Genomic DNA, 18,793 nt, shown 5'->3' on the forward strand with positions numbered 1-18,793 from the left:
GTGCCGGTAGGTGAATCGGAGAGAAGCATACCGCGCGAGCGGAGCGAGCGCGGTTTCGACCGAACTCGCGGCGTCGCCGCGAGTTCGGCCTTTTTGGCGAACGTTTTTCGAGGAGCCCTCCCACAGCGGCGCGAAGCGCCGCGGGGAAGGGCGACGACCAAAAAGGTTCTCTAGAAGTAGTCGATAGCGGCGGGCAGTTCCGTCTTCATGCCCTTGCGCTCTCGAATCTCCGTGATCTTTTCCGGCTGGAGGTTGTCGGCCATGACCTGGAAGCCGGCGTTCTCGGTGTTCCAGGAGGCACGGCCCTCGGTGGCGCTCCGGATGTCACTGGAGAAGCCGATCATCTCGTCGACGGGCGCGATACCCTCGACGACCATGAGGTCACCCTCCTGGTACATGTCGTCGACACGGCCACGGCGGCCCTGAATCTCGCCGGACGCGGCGCCCATGTGGTCGTTGGGCACGTCGATGCGGACCTCCTGAATCGGCTCCAGGAGCTTGATGTCGGCGTCGATGAGGGCGTTGTGGACGGCCTCCCGAACGGCGGGGATGACCTGTGCCGGACCGCGGTGGATGGCGTCCTCGTGGAGGCGGGCGTCGTGGAGGCGCAGCAGCGAGCCCTGGACCGGTTCCGCGGCGAGCGGCCCGTCGTCCAGTGCTTCTTCGAGCCCCTCGATGACGAGCTCCATCGTCTCGTTCAAGTGCTGGATACCTTTCGTCTCGTCGAGCAGGATGTTGGTCCCGTGGATGTGCTCGATGTTCTGGGAGTCGTCCTTGTCCATGCCGGCGTCCTGCAGCGCTTCGCGGCGCTCCAGTTCGGGCATGTCCATGGAGGCCTCGCCAAGCTTGATGGCCTCGACGATGTCGTCGCCGAGCGGTTCGACGGTGATGTAGAACCGGTTGTGGTTGTTCGGCGAACGGCCCTCGACCTCGCGGGACTCGCTCTGGACTGCCTCGCGGTAGACAACGATGGGCTCACCGGTGTTGATCGGGATGCCCTGGTTGCGCTCGATACGCTGGCCGATGACCTCCAGGTGGAGTTCACCCTGGCCGGAGATGAGGTGTTCCCCGGTGTCCTCGTTGATCTCGATCTGGATGGTCGGGTCCTCCTTGGCGACCTGCTGGAGCGTCTTGATGAGGTTCGGCAGGTCGTCCATGTTCTGTGCCTCGACGGACTTCGTGATGACCGGCTCCGAGATGTGTTCGATGGACTCGAAGGGAGTCATCTCCTGGCTGGAGACCGTCGAACCTGCGATGGCGTCCTTGAGGCCGGTAACGGCGGCGATGTTCCCGGCGGGGACGTGGTCCACTTCCTCGCGCTCGCCACCCATGTAGATGCCGACGCTCTGGATGCGGTTCTTGCCCGCGGTCCCGGAGACGTACAGCTCCTGGCCCTTCTCCAGCGTGCCGGAGAAGACGCGTCCGGCAGCGATCTCGCCGGCGTGGGGGTCGACACCGATGTCGGTGACCATGAGGACGACCTCGCCGTCCTCGTTGACCAGCCGCATGTCCTCGGCGAGGTCGGACTCGTCGTCGCCACGCCAGATGCGCGGGACACGCATCGGCTGGGCGTCGACGGGGTTCGGGAAGTGCTCACAGACCATGTCGAGGACGACGTTCGACAGCGGCGTGCGCTCGTGGAGCTCCTGGCGCTTGTCCGCGCGCTCGAGTTCCATGATGTCGCCGAAGTCCATCCCGGTGCGCTGCATCGACGGCATCGAGACGCCCCACTTGTACAGTGCGGAGCCGAAGCCGACGGTGCCCTCCTCGACAGAGACCGTCCAGTCGTCGATGTCGTCCATCTCCTCGGTCATCCCGCGGATGAGCTCGTTGACGTCGTCGATGACGTTGAGGAGTCGGTTCTGCATCTCCTCGGGACCCTCCTGGAGCTCGGAGATGAGGCGGTCGACTTTGTTGATGAACAGCGTCGGCTTGACGCCCTCGCGCAGGGCCTGCCGGAGCACCGTCTCGGTCTGGGGCATCGCGCCCTCGACGGCGTCGACCACCACGAGCGCGCCGTCGACGGCACGCATCGCGCGGGTCACGTCCCCGCCGAAGTCGACGTGGCCGGGGGTGTCGATGAGGTTGATGAGGTGGTTCTTGTCCTCGTACTCGTGAGTCATCGAGACGTTGGCCGCGTCGATAGTGATACCGCGTTCCTGCTCGTCCTCCTCGGTGTCCATCGCGAGCTGCTCGCCCGCGGTGTCGTCGGAGATCATGCCTGCCCCAGCGAGCAGGTTGTCCGTAAGCGTCGTCTTGCCGTGGTCCACGTGAGCAGCGATGGCGATGTTCCGGATGTGCTCCGGGTCGCTCATCAGTGTCTCACATTCTTGTACGATCTTTTTGCGTCGGCCCATTATACAGAATCGTATCAACAGGAGGGTCAAAAGGATAGTGTTTCCGCGTCAGCGTGTCAGAGCCACGCGAACGTCGGCCCCCGAGCGATAGGGCGGACAGCACCGGTGTCTGCGGGTGCTCCGGGCCGTGGTCAACCAGTGGGTGGCAATAGCTAGCAAGCCCGCAAGAATCATACCCGACCGCCCCCTGTGAACGACACACATGGACGTACACGTACAGGGCGGACCGGCCGAACCGTTTCTTGGCGCGCGGAACCTCTTCTCGACGGAGTACGACCTCGACCGCCCCGTGACCGTACGGGTCCGCGAGGACCCCGACGAGCGCACGCGCGTCAGCCACGACGCCGCCGGCCACCGGCTCACTATCTCCCGGCAGGCGGCCACGAGCGCGATGGCCCGCGAACTCGCCTTACACGAGTTCGCCCACATGCACCACAACGAGCGGGGCCACCCCTCACACACCCAGTCGACCGAGGAAGCCATCTACCTCGCCCTGGCGGGCCACAGCGTCGAACAGCGCAAGCTCACCCACTGCTACCAGATCGCCAACCACATGAAGGACATCTACGCCGACGACGTCTGGATGGCGCTGGTCTCGGGCGAGAAGCTGGTCGCCTTCCTGGAGGCGAGCCTCGCGGCCGCGGTCTCGGACCTTCCCGGGGGGCAGCCGGGCTGGACGCAGCTGACCCCCGCCGCCGACCCCGACATCACGGCGGTCAACGCCGCCTTCGCGCTGGCGCTCGTCGAGCGCCACGACCTCGTGAGCGAGGGACACCAGCTGTACGACCTCGCGCACGCGGCCGCCCAGGACGCCGAGGGAATCGATATAGCGGAGTTCAAGGGGTACTTCGCCGGTCTCTCGCCCGACCCCGACGAGTCGGAGTTCCGGAAGGCGCTGGTCGACGTCACGAGGGCGTACGCCACGGCCGAGAGCGGGCAGGCGGCCGACTAGAGCAAGACAATCAGCGGCCACAGCGCCAGGACGACACCGAGTAGCAACACCGGGTAGTCCCGGCCGGTAAAGGCCATCTTGGGTGGTGTCGGGTTCCAGGCGAAACAGCGGGCCCGGAGCGCGAGCGAGAGCCGGTCCGAGCGGTCGAAGGCCCGGGCTAGCCCGACGACTGCGATGCGTTTCGCGCGGTCGACGACGGACCGGGTCTCCCCGCCCCGGGCGGCGATAGCGTCCCGTACCGAAAGCAAGTCCCGCCGAAGGACGGGCAGGAACCGAAAGGTCAGCCCCACGCCGACACCCAGGGCCTGACCGGTCCGACCGGGGACGTACCGCTGGACGACCGCCCGGGTCTCACGGACCGGTGTCGTCCGGACGTAGACGGCAGCGACGGCCAACACGAGGACGACCCGCGTCGTCGCCAGCAGTGGCTCCACGGCGCGTGCGGGGTCGACGTACGGCGGCGTCAGCGCCAGTACGGCCGACAGCGGGCTTAACAGGAGGATAAAGAGGACGAACCGATAGCTCCTGGCCACCGCGAGCGGCGACAGCCGCCCGGCGACGAGCGCCAGCCCTGCCAGTACGCTCAGGGCCGCCAGGCGCTTCGGGGTCGGCCCGACGAATGCGGCGACGGCGAAGCCGAACTGGCAGACCAGCTTCGACCGGGCGTCCAGCCGGTGGGCGACCGTCTCGCCGGGGCGGTAGGTCAGCATCCGCCGTCGACGCCGTACGGTTCGAGCGCCCCGAGGTCGGCCGGCGGGCCGTCGGCAGCGATTTCCCCATCGCTCAGTGCGACGATACGGTCGGTCCGCTCGCGCAAGTCACGCAGGTCGTGCGTGACCACGACAATGCTCGTCCCCGCTTCGTGGAGGTCGTCCAGTCGAGCGAGCAGCGAGCGACGGGCGCGCAAGTCCAGCCCGGCGAACGGTTCGTCAAGAACGAGGTGGGTAGGTTCCATCGCCAGCGCACCGGCAATGGCGACGCGGGCCTGCTCGCCGCCCGACAGCGCGTCGATATGGTCGTTCTCGCGACCGTCGAGCTCGACCGCCGAGAGCGCCGACGCGACACGGCGGTCTATCTCCCCGCGGTCGAGCCCCAGGTTTTCGGGGCCAAACGCCACGTCCGCACCGACGGTGGCGGCAACCAGCTGGTCCCGTGGCTGCTGGAACACCATGCCGATGCTCCTGCGGGCGGCAAGCGGGTCCTCGGTCACGTCCGTCCCGTCGACCGTGACCGTCCCCGAATCGGGCTCCAGCAGGGCGTTGAAGTGGCGCACGAGCGTCGTCTTGCCGCTCCCGTTGGGCCCGACCAGCAGGCAGAACTCGCCGTCGGGAATCCGCAGCGACACGTCGCCGAGCGCGACGCTCTCGCCAAAGCGGTGTGTGAGACCGTCGACCGTTATCATGCGGTCGTGGTCGCCTGCTGTCGGGCGAGCACCCCGCCTTTCACCAGGGCCAGCGTCGCGGTGATCTTGATGGCGTCACCGGGAAGGAAGACGAGGGCCCCGACGGTCAGCGCCTCGACCGGCGCCAGCCCAGCGATAGCCGCCAGCCACGGAACGCCGATGGCGTAGATGAGGACGAGCCCCGCGACCAGCGCGGCGACCTGTCGCGTGAGCGGGATATCGGTGAGCGGCTTCGGGTCGAGCCCGCGGTGGACGACGGCCCCGATGAGGACCACCGCAAGCAGGAAGCCGACGAGGTACCCGCCCGTCGGCCCGAGCAGGTAGCCGAGTCCGGCCTGCCCGTTCGAGAATACCGGCGCCCCGGCGATGCCGACAAGCAGGTACAGCGCGACGGAAAAGCCGCCCCAGCGCGCCCCCAGCAGGAGGCCGGCGAAGTAGACACCGAAGACCTGGAAGGATACCGGGGCCGGCAGCCCGGGTATCGGTATCGAGACGTACGCGAAGGCCGCAGTGAGTGCGGCAAGCACCGCCGCGAGCGCGATGTTCGACACTGCCTCGTCGCCGACGAGGTCGACCGACTCCGTTCCTGACATACCTGTGACTGTCCCGTCAACCAAGAAATAGCTAGTGGTTTACGAGCTGGCGTGGCTCGGCACAAGCGAGCCGCGAGTCACGACGGCGCTACCGCTTCCAGCGGGCGAAAACGGGAGAATACAGTCGATATTATCGGGCTGCGGCCGCGACGCGTTCCTTCTCTTCTTTCTGGTTGACGGAGTAGGTGCTGACGTCGTTGTTGGCGGCGCCGATGAGCAGGGAAGCGAGTGCCTCCTCGGCGCTGGTGGTCGTCTTGAACGAGCCACCGTAGGTGCCCTCGGCGATGAACTTCAGGGCCTGGTCGACCCGTCGCTGGGGGGCGACGTCGACGGCCTTCGGGACCGAGATACCACCGTATTTCAGGCGGACGGTCTCCTCTCGGGGCGCGCTGTTCTCGACGGCCTCGACGAGGACCTGCACCGGGTTCTCCTCGGTGCGCTCGTGGACGATGTCGAAGGCGTCACTGACGATGGTCGTCGCGAGCTGCTTCTTGCCCGTGTTCTCGTCGGTCTGCATCAGCCGGTTGATGAGTCGCTCGACGACGCTGATTTCGGACTTCTGGAACTGCTTGTTCGAGTGCCGTCCCATCGTGTGGGCGATGGGCGTCACCGTGATGTACCGTTCCGTGGAGGGGTCCGAATACTCGATGTTGGTGACCGACCACTTGCCGAACAGCTCGGCGCGGGCGACCTCTTCTTCGGGCTCCTCAGCCTCAACGTCTTCGTCGGTCTCGGGTGTGTCTTCGTCTGCACTCATGGTTATCGGACCGGCTTTTCGGCGTTACCGCGGACCAGTTCGAGCATGGAGACGCCGTTTACCTTCTCGACCTTGTAGTTGACACCGGAGAGGTCGCCCATCGCGCGACCCTTCGCGCCGCCGATACCGGCGATGGTGACCTCGTCGTGTTCGTCGATAAAGGAGATAGCGCCGTCACCGGGACAGAACGCGGTGACCTGCTTGCCGTTCTTGATGAGCTGGACCCGGACGCATTTCCGGATCGCGGAGTTGGGCTGTTTCGCCTCGATACCGACCTTCTCCAGGACGATACCGCGGCCCTGGGGGGCACCCTCGAGCGGGTCGGACTTCTTGCCGAGCCCGCGCTCGCGTCGCGCGTAGTCCGAGTCGGACCACCGGTGTTTCTGGCGGTCCTTCTTCAGCTTCCGCGCGGCGTATTTGCCGTTTGCCATAGTACACGTCGGTATCCTGCCGAGCTACTTAAGACTCCTCTTTCGTCGTCGCCGTACAGCCCGTGTGGGGCGTTCTCGTACGCGAGTGGGTGGCAAATGGAGTGTCCGTCGCCGAGGCCGTCAGGTCAGTTCGATACCGTCGATGTCGAAGTGACGCTGGGCCAGCCGGCGGGCGGCGTCGATGTTGCGGCCGTCGCGGCCGATAGCGGCCCCGTGGTCGTCCTGGGGCACCTCGACGTAGGCGACGGTGTCGCCGTTCTCCGAGACGGTGACGTTGTAGACGGCGGCGGGCGCCAGGGCGTTGGCGACGAAGTCCTCGGCCCGTTCGGCGTCCTCGATGAGCTTCACGTCCCGGCCGAGTTGCTCCTCGACGCGCGCGACGGTGGTGCCGCCGGGACCGATGGCGTCGGCTATCTGGCCGCGCTTGACCAGGTAGACGACCTGGTCGTGGTCCTCGTCGACGACGCAATCCCGGACAGTGACGCCGGCTTCGTCCTCGAAGAGGGCGACCAGTCGTCGGGCTTCGTCCGAGATTTCGACGCCCATCAGTCCTGCGTGGTGCCCATACGGAGGTCGACGTCGCCGGTGCCCAGCTTGATGGGCTTGCCGACGATGACGTTCTCCGTGACGCCGTCCAGTTCGTCGACCTCGCCGTGGATGGCGGCGTCGAGCAGGTGGTTCACCGTCACCTCGAACGCTGCGCGGGCCAGCACGGAGTCCTTCGAGCCGGAGATACCGTGGCGGCCGATGGACTCGATGGTCCCCTCGTTGGTCATGATGTCCGCGACCAGCATGAGGTGGCGGACGTTCACGTCGTCGAGGCCCTGCTCTTCGAGCGTGTTCATCGTCTCGTTGATGAGCGTCTCGCGGGCGGCCTCGACGCCGAGGCTCCGGTATATCTCGTGGATGTTGTTACACGTCGTCCGGGAGGCGTCGACACCCTCGATGCCCAGCACCTCGCCGAAGTCCGAGCCCTCGGTGTAGAGGACGAACTCCTCGCCGTCTTCTAAGTCTTCCTTGCGAATGACGACGCGGGATATCTCGTCGATACCCTTGAAGACGATGTCCCGGAGCTCCTCGACCAGCTGGAGCAGGTCCCGGTAGCTGGGCTCCTCCGGGCCGAACTCGATGACGGTCCCGGCCTGGCGGGTCTTGACGCCGAGGTTCGACTCGATGGTCTCGGCGATCTCCTCGGCGATGGCCTCGGTGGTATCGACCGTGGGCCAGCGTTCCTGCAGGGTCTCTTCGTTCAAGTCGATCTGGACGAGCATGTCCGCGACGTTCGTGGAGATGTCACCCAGCGCGAGGATGCGCGTGGCCTCTATCTTCCAGACGACCTCGTGGGCCTTCTCGCGGTCGTCGGCGTACTCCTCGTCTAAGTGGACAGTCATCATCGGCGTGTCCGGCGTCTTCCGGGCGTCGACCAGTTCGATGAGCCGGGGCAGGCCCTGGGTCACGTCGATTTCGGCCACACCGGCGTAGTGGAACGTGTTCATCGTCATCTGCGTTCCGGGTTCGCCGATGGACTGGGCCGAGACGGTCCCGACCGGGTCCAGGGGGTCCACGCGTGTCTGCATGTAGCGGGACTCGACCGCCTGAGCGATGCGGTCGGCGTCCTCGACGCCGACGCCGCGTTCCTCGACTGCGCTGTACACCTCGTCTTTCAGCCGCCGGGGGAGCTCCGTGTCCTCGACGACGGCCTCGATGTCTTCTGATACCATTAGTCGTCACCCTCCGCCATCCACCAGTCGTCGGCGTGTTCGGAGAGATTGGTTCGCTCGGTCTTCTGTCCGAGGAAGCTCTCTTTCTGTTTCTCGCTCTCGAACTCCTCGTTGAGGACGCTGTCGGCGATCTGGTCGACGTCGACGGCCGGCCCCTCCTCGCCGGATGAGACGTCGACCGGCGACGTGCCGTCCTCGCCGAACTCGAACTGGACGATAGTGTCCGAGGTGTCCCGGACCGTCCCGTCGTACTGGGTCTCCAGTTCCGACAGCGCGTTGATGAGCCGACGCTGGAGGTAGCCGGATTTGGAGGTTCGGACTGCGGTGTCGACCAGTCCCTCGCGGCCACCCATCGCGTGGAAGAAGAACTCCTTCGGGCCGAGCCCCGAGCGGTAGGACGATTCCACGAAGCCGTGGGCGTCCGAGGAGAGGTCGTTCTCTTCGAAGTGGGAAAGCGTCCGGTTCTCGTAGCCGCGGTTGATACGCTCGCCGCGGACTGCCTGCTGGCCGACACAGCCGGCCATCTGGGTCAGGTTCAGCATCGACCCACGCGCGCCGGACTCGGCCATCACGACGGCCGGGTTGTCGTCGTCGAAGTGGTCCTCGGCGATGTCGCCGGCGGAGTCACGGGCCTTGCCCAGCGTCTGCATGATCTTCATCTCGAGGGTCTCATCGACCGTGCGGCCGGGCAGCGATTCGAGCTCGCCCCGCTCGTAGGTCTCGATGAGCTCCTCGACGCGGTCGTAGGCGTTGTCGATGGCGTCGTTGATCTGCTCTTCGGCCTCGCGGGGAATCGACTCGTCGTCGATACCGATGGAGAACCCGAAGTGCATGATCGAACGCATCGCCAGCGCGGAAATCTCGTTGACCAGGATGCGCGCGCGCGTCTTCGAGTAGTCCTTGGCGATAACGTCGACGACCTCGCCGCCGAAGGCGCCGACGGCGTCCTCGTCGATAGTTCCGGAGGTCATCTGTCCGTCCTCGATGACGACGGTGTCGCCGGCCGAGGAGGTGAACTCCAGATTGAGGTCGTCGGGCAGGAGTTCCGAGAACAGCGAGCGGCCGGTCCAGTACGGTTCGCCGGCCTCCTCGCCGTCCGGTTCGGGCAGTTCGTCGATACGCGTCGCCCGGAGCATGTCCAGGGCCTGGGTCTCGTTGAACTGCGGGTTGGTGTGAGTCAGCAGGTAGGTCCCGCTGATGTGGTCCTGAATCGCACCGATGATGTTCTCGCCGAACCGGGGCGAGAGCATCTGTTCCTGTACGCGCATGAGGACGCGCGCTTCCGCGCGGGCCTCCTCGTTCTGCAGCGCGTGCATGTTCATCTCGTCGCCGTCGAAGTCAGCGTTATACGGCGGGCAGACGACCGTGTTGAGCCGGAACGTCTTGTACGGCATCACGACCACTTCGTGGGCCATGATGGACATCCGGTGCAGCGACGGCTGCCGGTTGAAGATGATGATATCGCCGTCGACGAGGTGGCGGGAGACTTCCCAGCCGGCCTCGACCTTCTCGGCGAGTTCCTCGCAGTTCTTCTCGGTGACCTTCAGGCGGCGGCCGTCCGGTCGGCGGACGTAGTTAGCGCCCGGGTGGCCCATCGGGCCGTTGGCGACGTAGCGGCGGGCCTTCTCCAGGTTGCGCTCGTTGACGTTCATCGTCTGGGTCATCTCCCGGGCGACCCGTTCGGGGACGCCGACCTCGTTCAGGCTGAGCGTCGGGTCCGGCGAGATGACGGTCCGGGCCGAGAAGTTGACACGCTTCCCCGAAAGCGAGCCACGGAAGCGGCCCTCCTTGCCCTTGAGTCGCTGGGAGAGGGTCTTCAGGGGCCGGCCGGAGCGGTGACGCGCCGGCGGCGTGCCCGAAATCTCGTTGTCCATGAACGTGGTGACGTGGTACTGGAGCAGTTCCCAGAGGTCCTCGATGATAAGCTGGGGCGCACCCGCCTCGCGATTCTCCATGAACCGCTGGTTGATGCGGATGATGTCCACGAGCTTGTGGGTGAGGTCGTCCTCGCTGCGCTGGCCGTTGTCAAGCGTAATCGAGGGACGGGCGGTCACCGGCGGCACCGGCAGCACCGTCAGAATCATCCACTCGGGCCGGGAACGGTCGGGGTTCATCCCCAGGACCTCGATGTCCTCGTCCGGGATGTCCTCGAACCAGTCCCGGATGTCGGAGGGCATCAGCTTGTTCATGTCCTCCTCGGTGAGGTCCACGGAGAGGGCCTTCTCGATGGCCCGGCGGTCCTCCTGTCGCGGGCGGAAGTCGCCGCTGATTATCTCCTGGACGCGACCGGCGTCGATACCGGTCTCCTCGGCGAGGTCGGTGGGCGTGATACGGTCGTCAGCCTCCTCCATCGCCTCGGCGATGCGGGCTGGATAGTCGGCCGAGAGCACCTGCTGGACCTCGTAGTAGGTCGTCGGCTTCTCGTGTTTGATGTCGTACTGCTTCTCGCCGCAGAACGGACAGGTGTCCTTCTTGCGGGCCTGCCGGATGGCGGCCTTGGTCACGTCGTTGAGGTCGCGGCCGAGGTCCCGGGTCCGAGTGAGCCGGTCGCGGAACTCGTCGCGCTCGTTCTCGTCGAGACAGAGCCGGGAACACTCCCGGCACGTGCCACGGAGGAGGCGACGGATGAGCTTCGCGAAGCCGACGTGGATGACGGGGGCGGCGAGTTCGATGTGGCCGAAGTGGCCGTTACACGAGCCGCTGTGTTTCCCGCAGGTCTTGCATTCGAGTCCGGGGTCGATGACCCCGAGCCGCGGGTCCATCAGCCCCATGTCGATGGGGAACCCGTCGTCGTCGTAGGTGTCGGCCGTGATGACCTTCGTGGCCGACATCTCGCGGTACTCCTCGGGGTCCATCAGCCCGAAGCTGAGTGACCCAATCTCCTGTGGTGTCTGTTGTGAGCTCATACGGCGTCCTCCAGTTCGACCCGCGGGGCGATTCCAAGCGCCTTCATCTCGTCTAACAGGAGCTTGAACGCATACGACATCTCGACCTCGTGGATGTCGGTCTCCTCCTCGCAGTTGGGACAGTAGATACGTCGCTGTTCGACGTTCTCGACGGCGGTCATCCCACACTCGCCACAGACGTTGATCCACTCGCGGTCGGACTCATCGAGCAGGCGCTCCTTGAGCGCCATCGCCGCGCCGTGCCCGATGAGCACGTCCCGCTCCATCTCACCCACACGGAGCCCGCCCTCGCGGGCCCGGCCTTCGGTGGGCTGGCGGGTCAGCACCTGCACCGGCCCGCGCGAGCGGGCGTGCAGCTTGTTCGAGACCATGTGGTAGAGCTTCTGGTAGAAGATGTCGCCGACGAAGATGTCGGCCTCGATCTTCTCGCCGGTGACGCCGGAGTACATCGTCTCCTTGCCCGAGGAGTCGAAGCCGTGCTCCTCCAGGGAGCCACGGAGCTGCTCCTCGTCCTCACCGGTGAAGGCGGTCCCGTCGACGCGCCGACCCTCTAGGGCCCCGACCTTCCCGCCGATCATCTCTAAGATGTGGCCGACGGTCATCCGCGACGGCAGGGCGTGGGGATTGATCACCAGGTCGGGCACGACGCCTTCCTCGGTGAAGGGCATGTCCTCCTGTGGCGCGATGTGGCCGACGACACCCTTCTGGCCGTGCCGGGATGCGAACTTATCGCCCAGTTCGGGGATTCGCTCGTCACGCACGGAGACCTTCGAGAGCTTGGAGCCGTCCTCGCCCTCCATCAGGGTGACCGTGTCCACGACGCCGGATTCGCCCGAGCGCATGGTGACGCTCGTCTCGCGGCGCTTCTGCGGGGAGAGTCCGCCCATGTCGTCCGGTTCTTCGAGGAACCGGGGCGGGCTGGTCTTGCCCAGGAGGACGGCGTTCTCGCCGACTTGCGTCTCGGGGTTGACGAGCCCGTCGTCGTCCAGGTGCGTGTAGGCCTCTTCGCCACGCGCACCGCGGACGTCCTCGTCGGGCATCTCGAAGCGGTCTTCCTGACCGCCGGGGTAGCGTCGCTCCTCGCCCTCGTAGGTCCGGAAGAAGTGCGACCGGGCGAGCGCGCGCTCGACCGACCCCTTGTTCATGACCAGCGCGTCCTCGATGTTGAACCCCTCGTAGCTCATGACGGCGACGACGAAGTTCTGCGCGGCCGGGCGGTCGTCGTAACCGATCTGTTCGGTCGTCTGAGTCTTGACCATCGAGAGCTGCGGGTAGTGCAGCAGGTGCTGGCGCGTGTCGGGCCGGATTCGGTAGTTCGCACTCGGCAGGCCCAGCGACTGCTTGATCATCCCCGACCCCATCGTAATCCGCGGGGAGGCGTTGTGTTCGGGGTACGGAATCATCCCCGCGCCGATACCGAACATCAGCTGCGGGTCGACCTCGAGGTGGGTGTGGTTCTCGGTGAGTTCGTCCTCGTCGACACCGACGAGGATGTCCTCCTCCTCCTCGGCGTCGATGAACTCGACGAGGCCGCGCTCGACGAGTTCCTCGAACTCCAGGTCGCCGTTCTTGACGGCCTCGACCTGTTCGTCGGTCATCAGCGGCTCGCCGTTCTCGACGACCAGCAGCGGCCGGCGGGCCCGCCCCGCGTCGGCGTTGATGATGACCTCGTCGGTGCGGCCCTTGACAGAGACGTTGACCATCTGGGAGACGTCCCCCCGACGGCGGGCCTGTCGCACCTGTTCTGCGAGCTGTTCGGGGTCGGGATGTGTCCCGACCAAACTACCGTTGACGTATACCTTGGCTTCTCGGCTCTGACTCATGTTAGTCGTCCGCGGGCTGCTGTTCGATCGATTCGATACCGGGGATGCCCTGGACCCCCATGTCCGAAAGTTCCTGTTTGAGGTCCTGTGCGTCCTCGACGTCCTGTGACAGCTCCATCGCCTGTGCGAAGTTCTTCACGAGCCCGCAGTTCGGGCCTTCGGGCGTCTCGGAGGGACAGATGCGACCCCACTGGGTCGCGTGCAGGTCCCGCGCCTCGAAGTGTGGCTGGGAGCGCGAGAGCGGCGAGCGCAGGCGGCGAAGGTGTGAGAGGACCCCCATGAAGTCGGTCCGGTCGACGAGCTGGGACACCCCGGAGCGGCCGCCGACCCAGTTGCCCGTCGCGATGGGGTGTTCGAGGCGCTCGGTCAGCACGTCCGAGCGAACCACAGTAGAGACGGAGAGCTGCCGATTTCGCATATTCGCGCGTTCGAGCTGGTACTTCACGTCCCGGGCCAGCTTGTTCAGCGCGGTCCTGAACAGGTCAGTCATCAGGTCGCCGCTGACCTTCAGGCGCTTGTTCGCGTAGTGGTCCTTGTCGTCGGCCTCGCGACGTTCCAGGGCGAGTTCGAAACACGCCTCGGCCATCCGGCAGAGGTAGTACGCCTTGTTGATTCGGACCTCTTCCTCGTCGACACCCTCCTCGTGGAGGTGGGGCAGGAGGTAGCGGTCGATGACGTAGTTGGCCCGCTTGAGCTGGTAGTTCTTGCCCTGGCCGGAGGCGACACGCTGACCCAGCGTCTCGATGGCCTCCTCGGTCGTCTGGACTTCCGCTTCCTCCAGATTCTCGAGCATGAACTTCACGATTTCCGGGTCCTCGGAGACGCGGTGGACGATCTCCTCGTCGGATTCCAGACCCAGCGCGCGAACCAGGGTCACGAAGTCGATAGAGCCCGAGACCGATGGGAAAGAGACTTCGAGCAGCCCGTCGCGGGTCCGCTCACAGAGGACGAGCGCACGATAGCCCCGTCGCTGGGAGAAGGTCTTTGCGACCTGGACCTCGTCGCCGTACTTGGTGTCGTACTCGGCCAGAATCTTGTTCGGCGCCAGGTCCTCGCTCGTCATCAGGACGCGCTCGGAGCCGTTGACACAGAAGTAGCCGCCGGGGTCGGCCGGGTCCTCGCCGATGTCGATGAGCTCCTCGCGGGTGAAGCCGGCGATGTTACACTTGTTCGAGCCGACCATGATGGGCATCCGGCCGATCTTGGTCTCGGTGCGGTCGACGACTTCCTCGGGTTCTTCTTCGCCGCCCCGCACGATAGCCATCTCCATGAACACCGGTGCGGAGTAGGTGATGTTCCGGAGGCGGGCTTCCTGCGGATAGAGCAGTTCCTCGCTCCCGTCGGCCTCTCGCACCCGTGGCGTGACGACGCGGACGTCGCCCAGTTCGACCCACACCGGCTCCTGGCCTTCCTTGTCGCCGATGTCGGTGTCGATGGTCTCTTTCTCGTCGACCACCTGCTGCATCCCTCGGTCGAGGAAGGCGTTGAACGAGCGGAAGTGGTGTTCGGCGAGCCGTTCCTTCGCGAAGTACTCACGCGATATAGCGCGTCGGTCCTGTGTGTTCATTATTCGACCACCAGCCGATAGACAACGGCGGTATCGGTGGTTCGCGAGTCGCGTTCGATACGGATGACATCGCCGACTTCCGCGTCGTCCGGCAGTCCGGGGTCGGCGCGTTTTATCTTCGGGAGGTCGGTCTTCTTGATGTCGTACTCATCGAGCACTGCTTCGAGGTCGGCCTCGTCGACGACGCTGTGGTCGGGAACGAGGTCGTGTTGACTTACATCTACCATGTGTGTGTGCGTGCGTGGGGCCTGTGGCTGGAGAAGGTGGCTGTCACGAGATACTACAGGTCGCTATAGTCGGGACCCTAATAACACTTACCAACTTGGCCTGCAGTAGCTACTGGACCCCCGACCCACTGCGGGGGAGAACCGCTTGCGATACCACTCGGTTCGGTCAGAGAAGATATAGTCGTTTGGGTCCCGCCAAGTGGTCCCATGGCAGGGCGCCCTCCTTTGGAAAGCCTTAATACCACGACCGGGATACGATTGAGTGCAGCAAGGTAGCGTGCCCGGATGGTGTAGTGGCCCATCATACGACCCTGTCACGGTCGTGACGCGGGTTCAAATCCCGCTCCGGGCGTACTTTTGCGACGAACGAACTCGTGAGTCGCAAATACGTCATGAGCGGATTTGAACCATGGAAGTCGCAGCGGCCGAACGGAGTGAGGCCGACCGTCTTCCTCCGGTTCAAATCCCGCTCCGGGCGCTTCTTCGAAATCAAATCGACGAGCGGCGCGTTTCATCGCGTCGCGTTCTGATTTTGCTGTGCGACAAAGAGGGATTTGAATCACGCAAACGCGAGCGGCAGCGAGCGTTTGCCCGGGTTCAAATTCCGCTCCGGGCGTACTTCAATTTCAAACTACCAAGCGACGCGTTTCATCGCGTCGCGTTCTGACATTGCTGTACGGCCAAGAGGGATTTGAATCACGCGAGACGAACGTAGTGGGTCTCGCCTGGGTTCAAATTCCGAGAGACGAGCGGCGCTCGTCTCTCGATGTTCGCACTCGCGTTGCGAGTGCTCACTTCCAGAAGACGCATAGCGTCTTCTGTCGTTCGCGAACCCTCCGGGTTCGCTCACTCCCAGAACGACTGAATACGCTCGTCCAGCTCCGACAAAACCCCAGATATCACCCTACGCCAATCACCGTCGAACGCCGTGTCTCGGCCGGGCGTCGTTGCGTCAGGCGGCGGATGAAAATGCTCCCGGTCGTTGTGGCTGTTCGGGTGGCGGTCCCATCTGCACTCCCAGGAGTCGCCGTTCCGATACTGCTCCGAGTAGTGAACGTTGAAATCATCCGTTTCGAACCACCGAACGCGGAGATATGCGCGCTCTATAGCGGCTGGAAAGTAGCCGAGGTCGTACTCGGCGACCACCGCGTTCGGGGCGTACTCGGGACGGTACTCTACGGCCGCGAACCGGGCACTACCACGAAGCCGCCGACCGACTCGTTCTAAGATATCGCTATCGATGCCCCCGACGCCGCCTGTCTCCCCTTCAGGCATCGATTGTCTCGGTATGCCCGCCGGAGGTGTCCTCACGACGAGCGGCATCTAACAGCGCTGCTCTCTCCTCGAGGCTCTTCCAGTTCGACACCGCCTCCCATACGTCTTCGATTGGCTCCTCGTAGCTCTCCTCAACCAGCGAGACGTCGTCTGGCGAGCCGGCATCGAAGTGGTCTCGATACTCCGTGGCCGCATCGAGCGTCTCCTTGAGACGTGCCACGATCTGTGTCTCCGAGTAGCGTTGGCGAATCTGCTCTATTCTGCGCCACCGTAGATAGGAATCGTTGCGCTCATATCGCACCGGGCGTCCGGATAGCTCACGTACCATCCCCATCTCAGCGAACCACTGGAGATACTCACGGGCGGTCTCCGTATCACAATCCGCTCGCGTCGCGACGGTCGACACCTTCGTTGGCTCCCGCAACTGGACAACGACATCGAGCATCCGCTCTCTGGTCGGTCCGTCCGTCAGAGCCTCGTCGGGAGAGTCCCACGCATCGAAGTCCGGCGTTTCTTCAGCATCTCTCGGGATATCTGGAGAGGTATCAGTCAAATCCATATTCGGGCCCACTTACGAGGACTAACGCGGTTGTCTGTGATATAGCTGGTGCTAGCTGTATTATTTCAGTTCGACGGTTCATACTGGGGGCCGTCCCAAACTGAAGGCATTCGCCGCATCTGGGTGAGGAATATCGTTACGAACGTACAGCCGCCAGTATCAGCCGCTGCTCCCACGCGACGATACAACACCGGTGGTCAGTACAGACAAAGCACTTATCAAAAGGAGCAAAATACCCGGTCAATGCCGGAATTCCGGTCACGTCGAGAATTTCTAAGCCACGTTGCTGGAATCGGAGTGGTGACAGCCATCGCGGGGTGCTCGGAACTGGAAAGTGACCAAGCGGGACTACACATTTATAATCACCAGGCTAGCCAACACCGCGTGTCCATCGAAATTACTGATACTGAAACAGCAGCAGCCGTGTACAAGGAAACATTCGATGTTGCAGGCGACGAAGATTTAGCTACCTCCGATGTCGTCGGCGAAGGTGAATACGACTTTCAGGCAGTGATTGGTGGAGAACAGGAACTTTCAAAAACGGTCACTGTTGTCTGTACCACGACTTTGATTATCGAAATTCGAGACCCCGGAAATAGCCGAATTTCGGGACCGGACTGTGGGTAACTACACAGCCCTACTGACCGGATTATTCAGTCGCAAACGGTGAAACAAATCTCGCGAGACTGGTTCACGACACGCATTCGACTGCAACATCCCATCGAGCCGTCTCCTTGCCGACGCTACTCCCGCCGGGCCAGCGACCACTCGTAGCCGTAGCCCACGAGCGCACCGACCGGGGCGATGACGGAGGCGGTGAAGACGGTCCCGAAGACGAAGACGACCATCGTGATGACGAAGAACTCGCCGACGGCGTCGAACGGTGCAGTGGAGACGGCGGACAGTCCGGCAAGGACACCGAAGACGAGCGCGAGCACCACCAGCGAGGCGAACGCGGTCACCACACCGGTGCCGGCACCGCGGCGTGGTGCCGGCTCGTCGGGCATACCGATTCGCCAGACGACGGTGCCGACGACGAGGGCAGCGACGGGCGCGACGACCAGCGGGAGCGCGATGAGGGGCCCCCAGTGGAATATGGACCACACGATGTCGGGGTCGGCCAACACAGTTGCGGGGTCAGAGATGAACACCCGCGCGACCATGCCGGCGTGGAACAGGACGTTAGCGAGGAGCGCGGCGACGCCGGCGACGAGGCCAGCACCGACATCGCGCCGGGAGACACCGAGTCGGGACCGCCGGCGGACGGACATACCTGCTGGTACGCAGTCGACAGGTAAGGCACTGGCTGTCTGTCCAGCCGGAACACGGCGCACGAGGTACCACCGAAGGGGGTGGTCCCCCTACCCTGTCATAGGTCCACCTCGGGGTGGACGTGTGCTACATCAGTAGATTCCGGTATAGCTCTTGTGCCCGCCGACAGACTGTTTACTCGCGGCTTCCTTGGATGGACATGGACGATATCGAGGGCGAGGAGATGCCGGGCGCCATCGTCGAGGCGTTCCTCGAACGGGAGGAGGGCGTCCGGGCGCTGCTTGAGGAACTGGAGAAGCTCACCATCGAGGGGCGCCACGAGGCGGTCCGCGAGCGGCTCCGGAACCTCGCTGACAGCGACGAATCGGTCTTCTACACCGTGGCGTTCTCGCTCACCAACTCACAGCAGTTCTTCGGCGACGTGGAGGCCCAGCTCGACGTGACCGCCGCCGACCGGCTGCGGGACCTCGCCGAGACATACCCGACGCTGGCGGAGCCGTTCAACATCGTGCGCACCGAGCGGGCGGAAGACCGGCTGAATCCCGTCACCGATACGAGCTACACCGTCACCTACCACCACAGCGTCGAGTCGCCGATGATAACCTACAGCCCGCTGTCGGGCGACCAGGTGCTCTACGAGTCCCGCGGGACCCCCAGCGAGGTGTTGCGGGTCTCGACGGACCTGGCGGCCGCGACCACCGACGCCCTCGATGTCGCACTGGACAAGGACTTCTCGGTCAACACCGAGGAGCTGTCGACGCTCATCGACCGCCGGGAGGAACTGGAGACGGAGCTGTCGAAGCTGCGTGACCAGCTCGACGAGTTGCGGCGCAAACCCGTAGAGGAATAGGGAGGTTTCGAGCGGAGCGAGAAACCTCCTATCATGCGAACGGGGAGCGAAGCGACCCGTGAGCAGCGAGGTCCTGAGCGGGGATGCGGCCGGCGACCACA

Annotated in this window: 18 protein-coding genes and 1 tRNA gene; 4 read left to right on the plus strand and 15 right to left on the minus strand. The window is 64.5% G+C overall.

Features of this window, described 5'->3' with window-relative positions; all coding sequences use genetic code 11:
• Nucleotides 1-170: 170 nt before the first annotated feature.
• Nucleotides 171-2,357: an elongation factor EF-2 gene (locus P1K32_RS06100; RefSeq protein ID WP_276251804.1), complete on the minus strand. Its 2,187-nt coding sequence runs from the start codon at nt 2,355-2,357 to the stop codon at nt 171-173.
• Nucleotides 2,358-2,559: 202 nt separating this feature from the next.
• On the opposite strand from P1K32_RS06100, the gene P1K32_RS06105 reads away from it, so the two are divergent.
• Nucleotides 2,560-3,309 carry a DUF5781 family protein gene (locus P1K32_RS06105; protein WP_276251805.1) on the plus strand — a complete coding sequence of 250 codons (750 nt, stop codon included), beginning with the start codon at nt 2,560-2,562 and terminating at the stop codon, nt 3,307-3,309.
• On the opposite strand, the gene P1K32_RS06110 is transcribed toward P1K32_RS06105, so the two are convergent.
• From P1K32_RS06110 to P1K32_RS06160, 11 genes are all read right to left on the minus strand, one after another.
• The gene (locus P1K32_RS06110; protein ID WP_276251806.1) at nt 3,306-4,019 is read right to left on the minus strand and encodes an energy-coupling factor transporter transmembrane component T family protein; all 714 of its coding nucleotides are present in this window, start codon (nt 4,017-4,019) and stop codon (nt 3,306-3,308) included. The genes P1K32_RS06105 and P1K32_RS06110 overlap by 4 nt on opposite strands.
• Complete coding sequence (locus tag P1K32_RS06115; protein ID WP_276251807.1) at nt 4,013-4,711, minus strand: energy-coupling factor ABC transporter ATP-binding protein; 699 nt, start codon at nt 4,709-4,711, stop codon at nt 4,013-4,015. The genes P1K32_RS06110 and P1K32_RS06115 overlap by 7 nt, the downstream gene beginning before the upstream one ends.
• The gene (locus P1K32_RS06120) at nt 4,708-5,304 is read right to left on the minus strand and encodes a biotin transporter BioY (RefSeq protein WP_276251808.1); all 597 of its coding nucleotides are present in this window, start codon (nt 5,302-5,304) and stop codon (nt 4,708-4,710) included. Before P1K32_RS06120 ends, P1K32_RS06115 begins: the two co-directional genes overlap by 4 nt.
• A 130-nt stretch (nt 5,305-5,434) precedes the next feature.
• A complete protein-coding gene (locus tag P1K32_RS06125; protein WP_276251809.1) occupies nt 5,435-6,061 on the minus strand; it encodes a 30S ribosomal protein S7 in 627 nt (208 codons plus the stop codon).
• A gap of 2 nt (nt 6,062-6,063) precedes the next feature.
• A complete protein-coding gene (locus P1K32_RS06130) occupies nt 6,064-6,492 on the minus strand; it encodes a 30S ribosomal protein S12 (RefSeq protein ID WP_220589566.1) in 429 nt (142 codons plus the stop codon).
• A gap of 120 nt (nt 6,493-6,612) precedes the next feature.
• The gene (locus P1K32_RS06135; protein WP_276251810.1) at nt 6,613-7,038 is read right to left on the minus strand and encodes a NusA-like transcription termination signal-binding factor; all 426 of its coding nucleotides are present in this window, start codon (nt 7,036-7,038) and stop codon (nt 6,613-6,615) included.
• Nucleotides 7,038-8,213: a DNA-directed RNA polymerase subunit A'' gene (gene rpoA2 / locus P1K32_RS06140; RefSeq protein ID WP_276251811.1), complete on the minus strand. Its 1,176-nt coding sequence runs from the start codon at nt 8,211-8,213 to the stop codon at nt 7,038-7,040. The genes P1K32_RS06135 and rpoA2 overlap by 1 nt, the downstream gene beginning before the upstream one ends.
• Nucleotides 8,213-11,119, minus strand: coding sequence for a DNA-directed RNA polymerase subunit A' (locus P1K32_RS06145; RefSeq protein ID WP_276251812.1), 2,907 nt, complete (start codon nt 11,117-11,119; stop codon nt 8,213-8,215). Before P1K32_RS06145 ends, rpoA2 begins: the two co-directional genes overlap by 1 nt.
• Nucleotides 11,116-12,942, minus strand: coding sequence for a DNA-directed RNA polymerase subunit B (gene rpoB / locus P1K32_RS06150; RefSeq protein ID WP_276251813.1), 1,827 nt, complete (start codon nt 12,940-12,942; stop codon nt 11,116-11,118). The genes P1K32_RS06145 and rpoB overlap by 4 nt, the downstream gene beginning before the upstream one ends.
• A 1-nt stretch (nt 12,943) precedes the next feature.
• Nucleotides 12,944-14,509, minus strand: coding sequence for a DNA-directed RNA polymerase subunit B'' (locus P1K32_RS06155; protein WP_276251814.1), 1,566 nt, complete (start codon nt 14,507-14,509; stop codon nt 12,944-12,946).
• Nucleotides 14,509-14,736 carry a DNA-directed RNA polymerase subunit H gene (locus tag P1K32_RS06160; protein ID WP_220589559.1) on the minus strand — a complete coding sequence of 76 codons (228 nt, stop codon included), beginning with the start codon at nt 14,734-14,736 and terminating at the stop codon, nt 14,509-14,511. Before P1K32_RS06160 ends, P1K32_RS06155 begins: the two co-directional genes overlap by 1 nt.
• 279 nt (nt 14,737-15,015) lie before the next feature.
• On the opposite strand from P1K32_RS06160, the gene P1K32_RS06165 reads away from it, so the two are divergent.
• Nucleotides 15,016-15,088: transfer RNA gene (locus tag P1K32_RS06165), tRNA-Asp, on the plus strand.
• A 494-nt stretch (nt 15,089-15,582) separates the two neighbouring features.
• On the opposite strand, the gene P1K32_RS06170 is transcribed toward P1K32_RS06165, so the two are convergent.
• Together P1K32_RS06170 and P1K32_RS06175 are read right to left on the minus strand one after the other, a co-directional pair.
• Nucleotides 15,583-16,011, minus strand: coding sequence for a toxin-antitoxin system TumE family protein (locus P1K32_RS06170; RefSeq protein ID WP_276251815.1), 429 nt, complete (start codon nt 16,009-16,011; stop codon nt 15,583-15,585).
• Nucleotides 16,004-16,570, minus strand: coding sequence for a DUF7342 family protein (locus P1K32_RS06175; RefSeq protein ID WP_276251816.1), 567 nt, complete (start codon nt 16,568-16,570; stop codon nt 16,004-16,006). Before P1K32_RS06175 ends, P1K32_RS06170 begins: the two co-directional genes overlap by 8 nt.
• A gap of 384 nt (nt 16,571-16,954) precedes the next feature.
• On the opposite strand from P1K32_RS06175, the gene P1K32_RS06180 reads away from it, so the two are divergent.
• Entirely contained in the window at nt 16,955-17,197 is a 243-nt protein-coding gene (locus P1K32_RS06180) for an Ig-like domain-containing protein (protein ID WP_276251817.1), read from the plus strand.
• Nucleotides 17,198-17,313: 116 nt separating this feature from the next.
• Here P1K32_RS06180 and P1K32_RS06185 read toward each other — a convergent pair whose 3' ends face one another.
• Nucleotides 17,314-17,841 carry a hypothetical protein gene (locus tag P1K32_RS06185; RefSeq protein WP_276251818.1) on the minus strand — a complete coding sequence of 176 codons (528 nt, stop codon included), beginning with the start codon at nt 17,839-17,841 and terminating at the stop codon, nt 17,314-17,316.
• A gap of 200 nt (nt 17,842-18,041) precedes the next feature.
• Here P1K32_RS06185 and P1K32_RS06190 point away from each other — a divergent pair, with 200 nt between their 5' ends.
• Complete coding sequence (locus P1K32_RS06190; RefSeq protein WP_276251819.1) at nt 18,042-18,692, plus strand: hypothetical protein; 651 nt, start codon at nt 18,042-18,044, stop codon at nt 18,690-18,692.
• The last annotated feature ends 101 nt before the right edge of the window (nt 18,693-18,793 follow it).

The organism is Haloarcula rara (genome assembly GCF_029338235.1).
In the GTDB taxonomy this organism is placed as follows: domain Archaea; phylum Halobacteriota; class Halobacteria; order Halobacteriales; family Haloarculaceae; genus Haloarcula; species Haloarcula rara.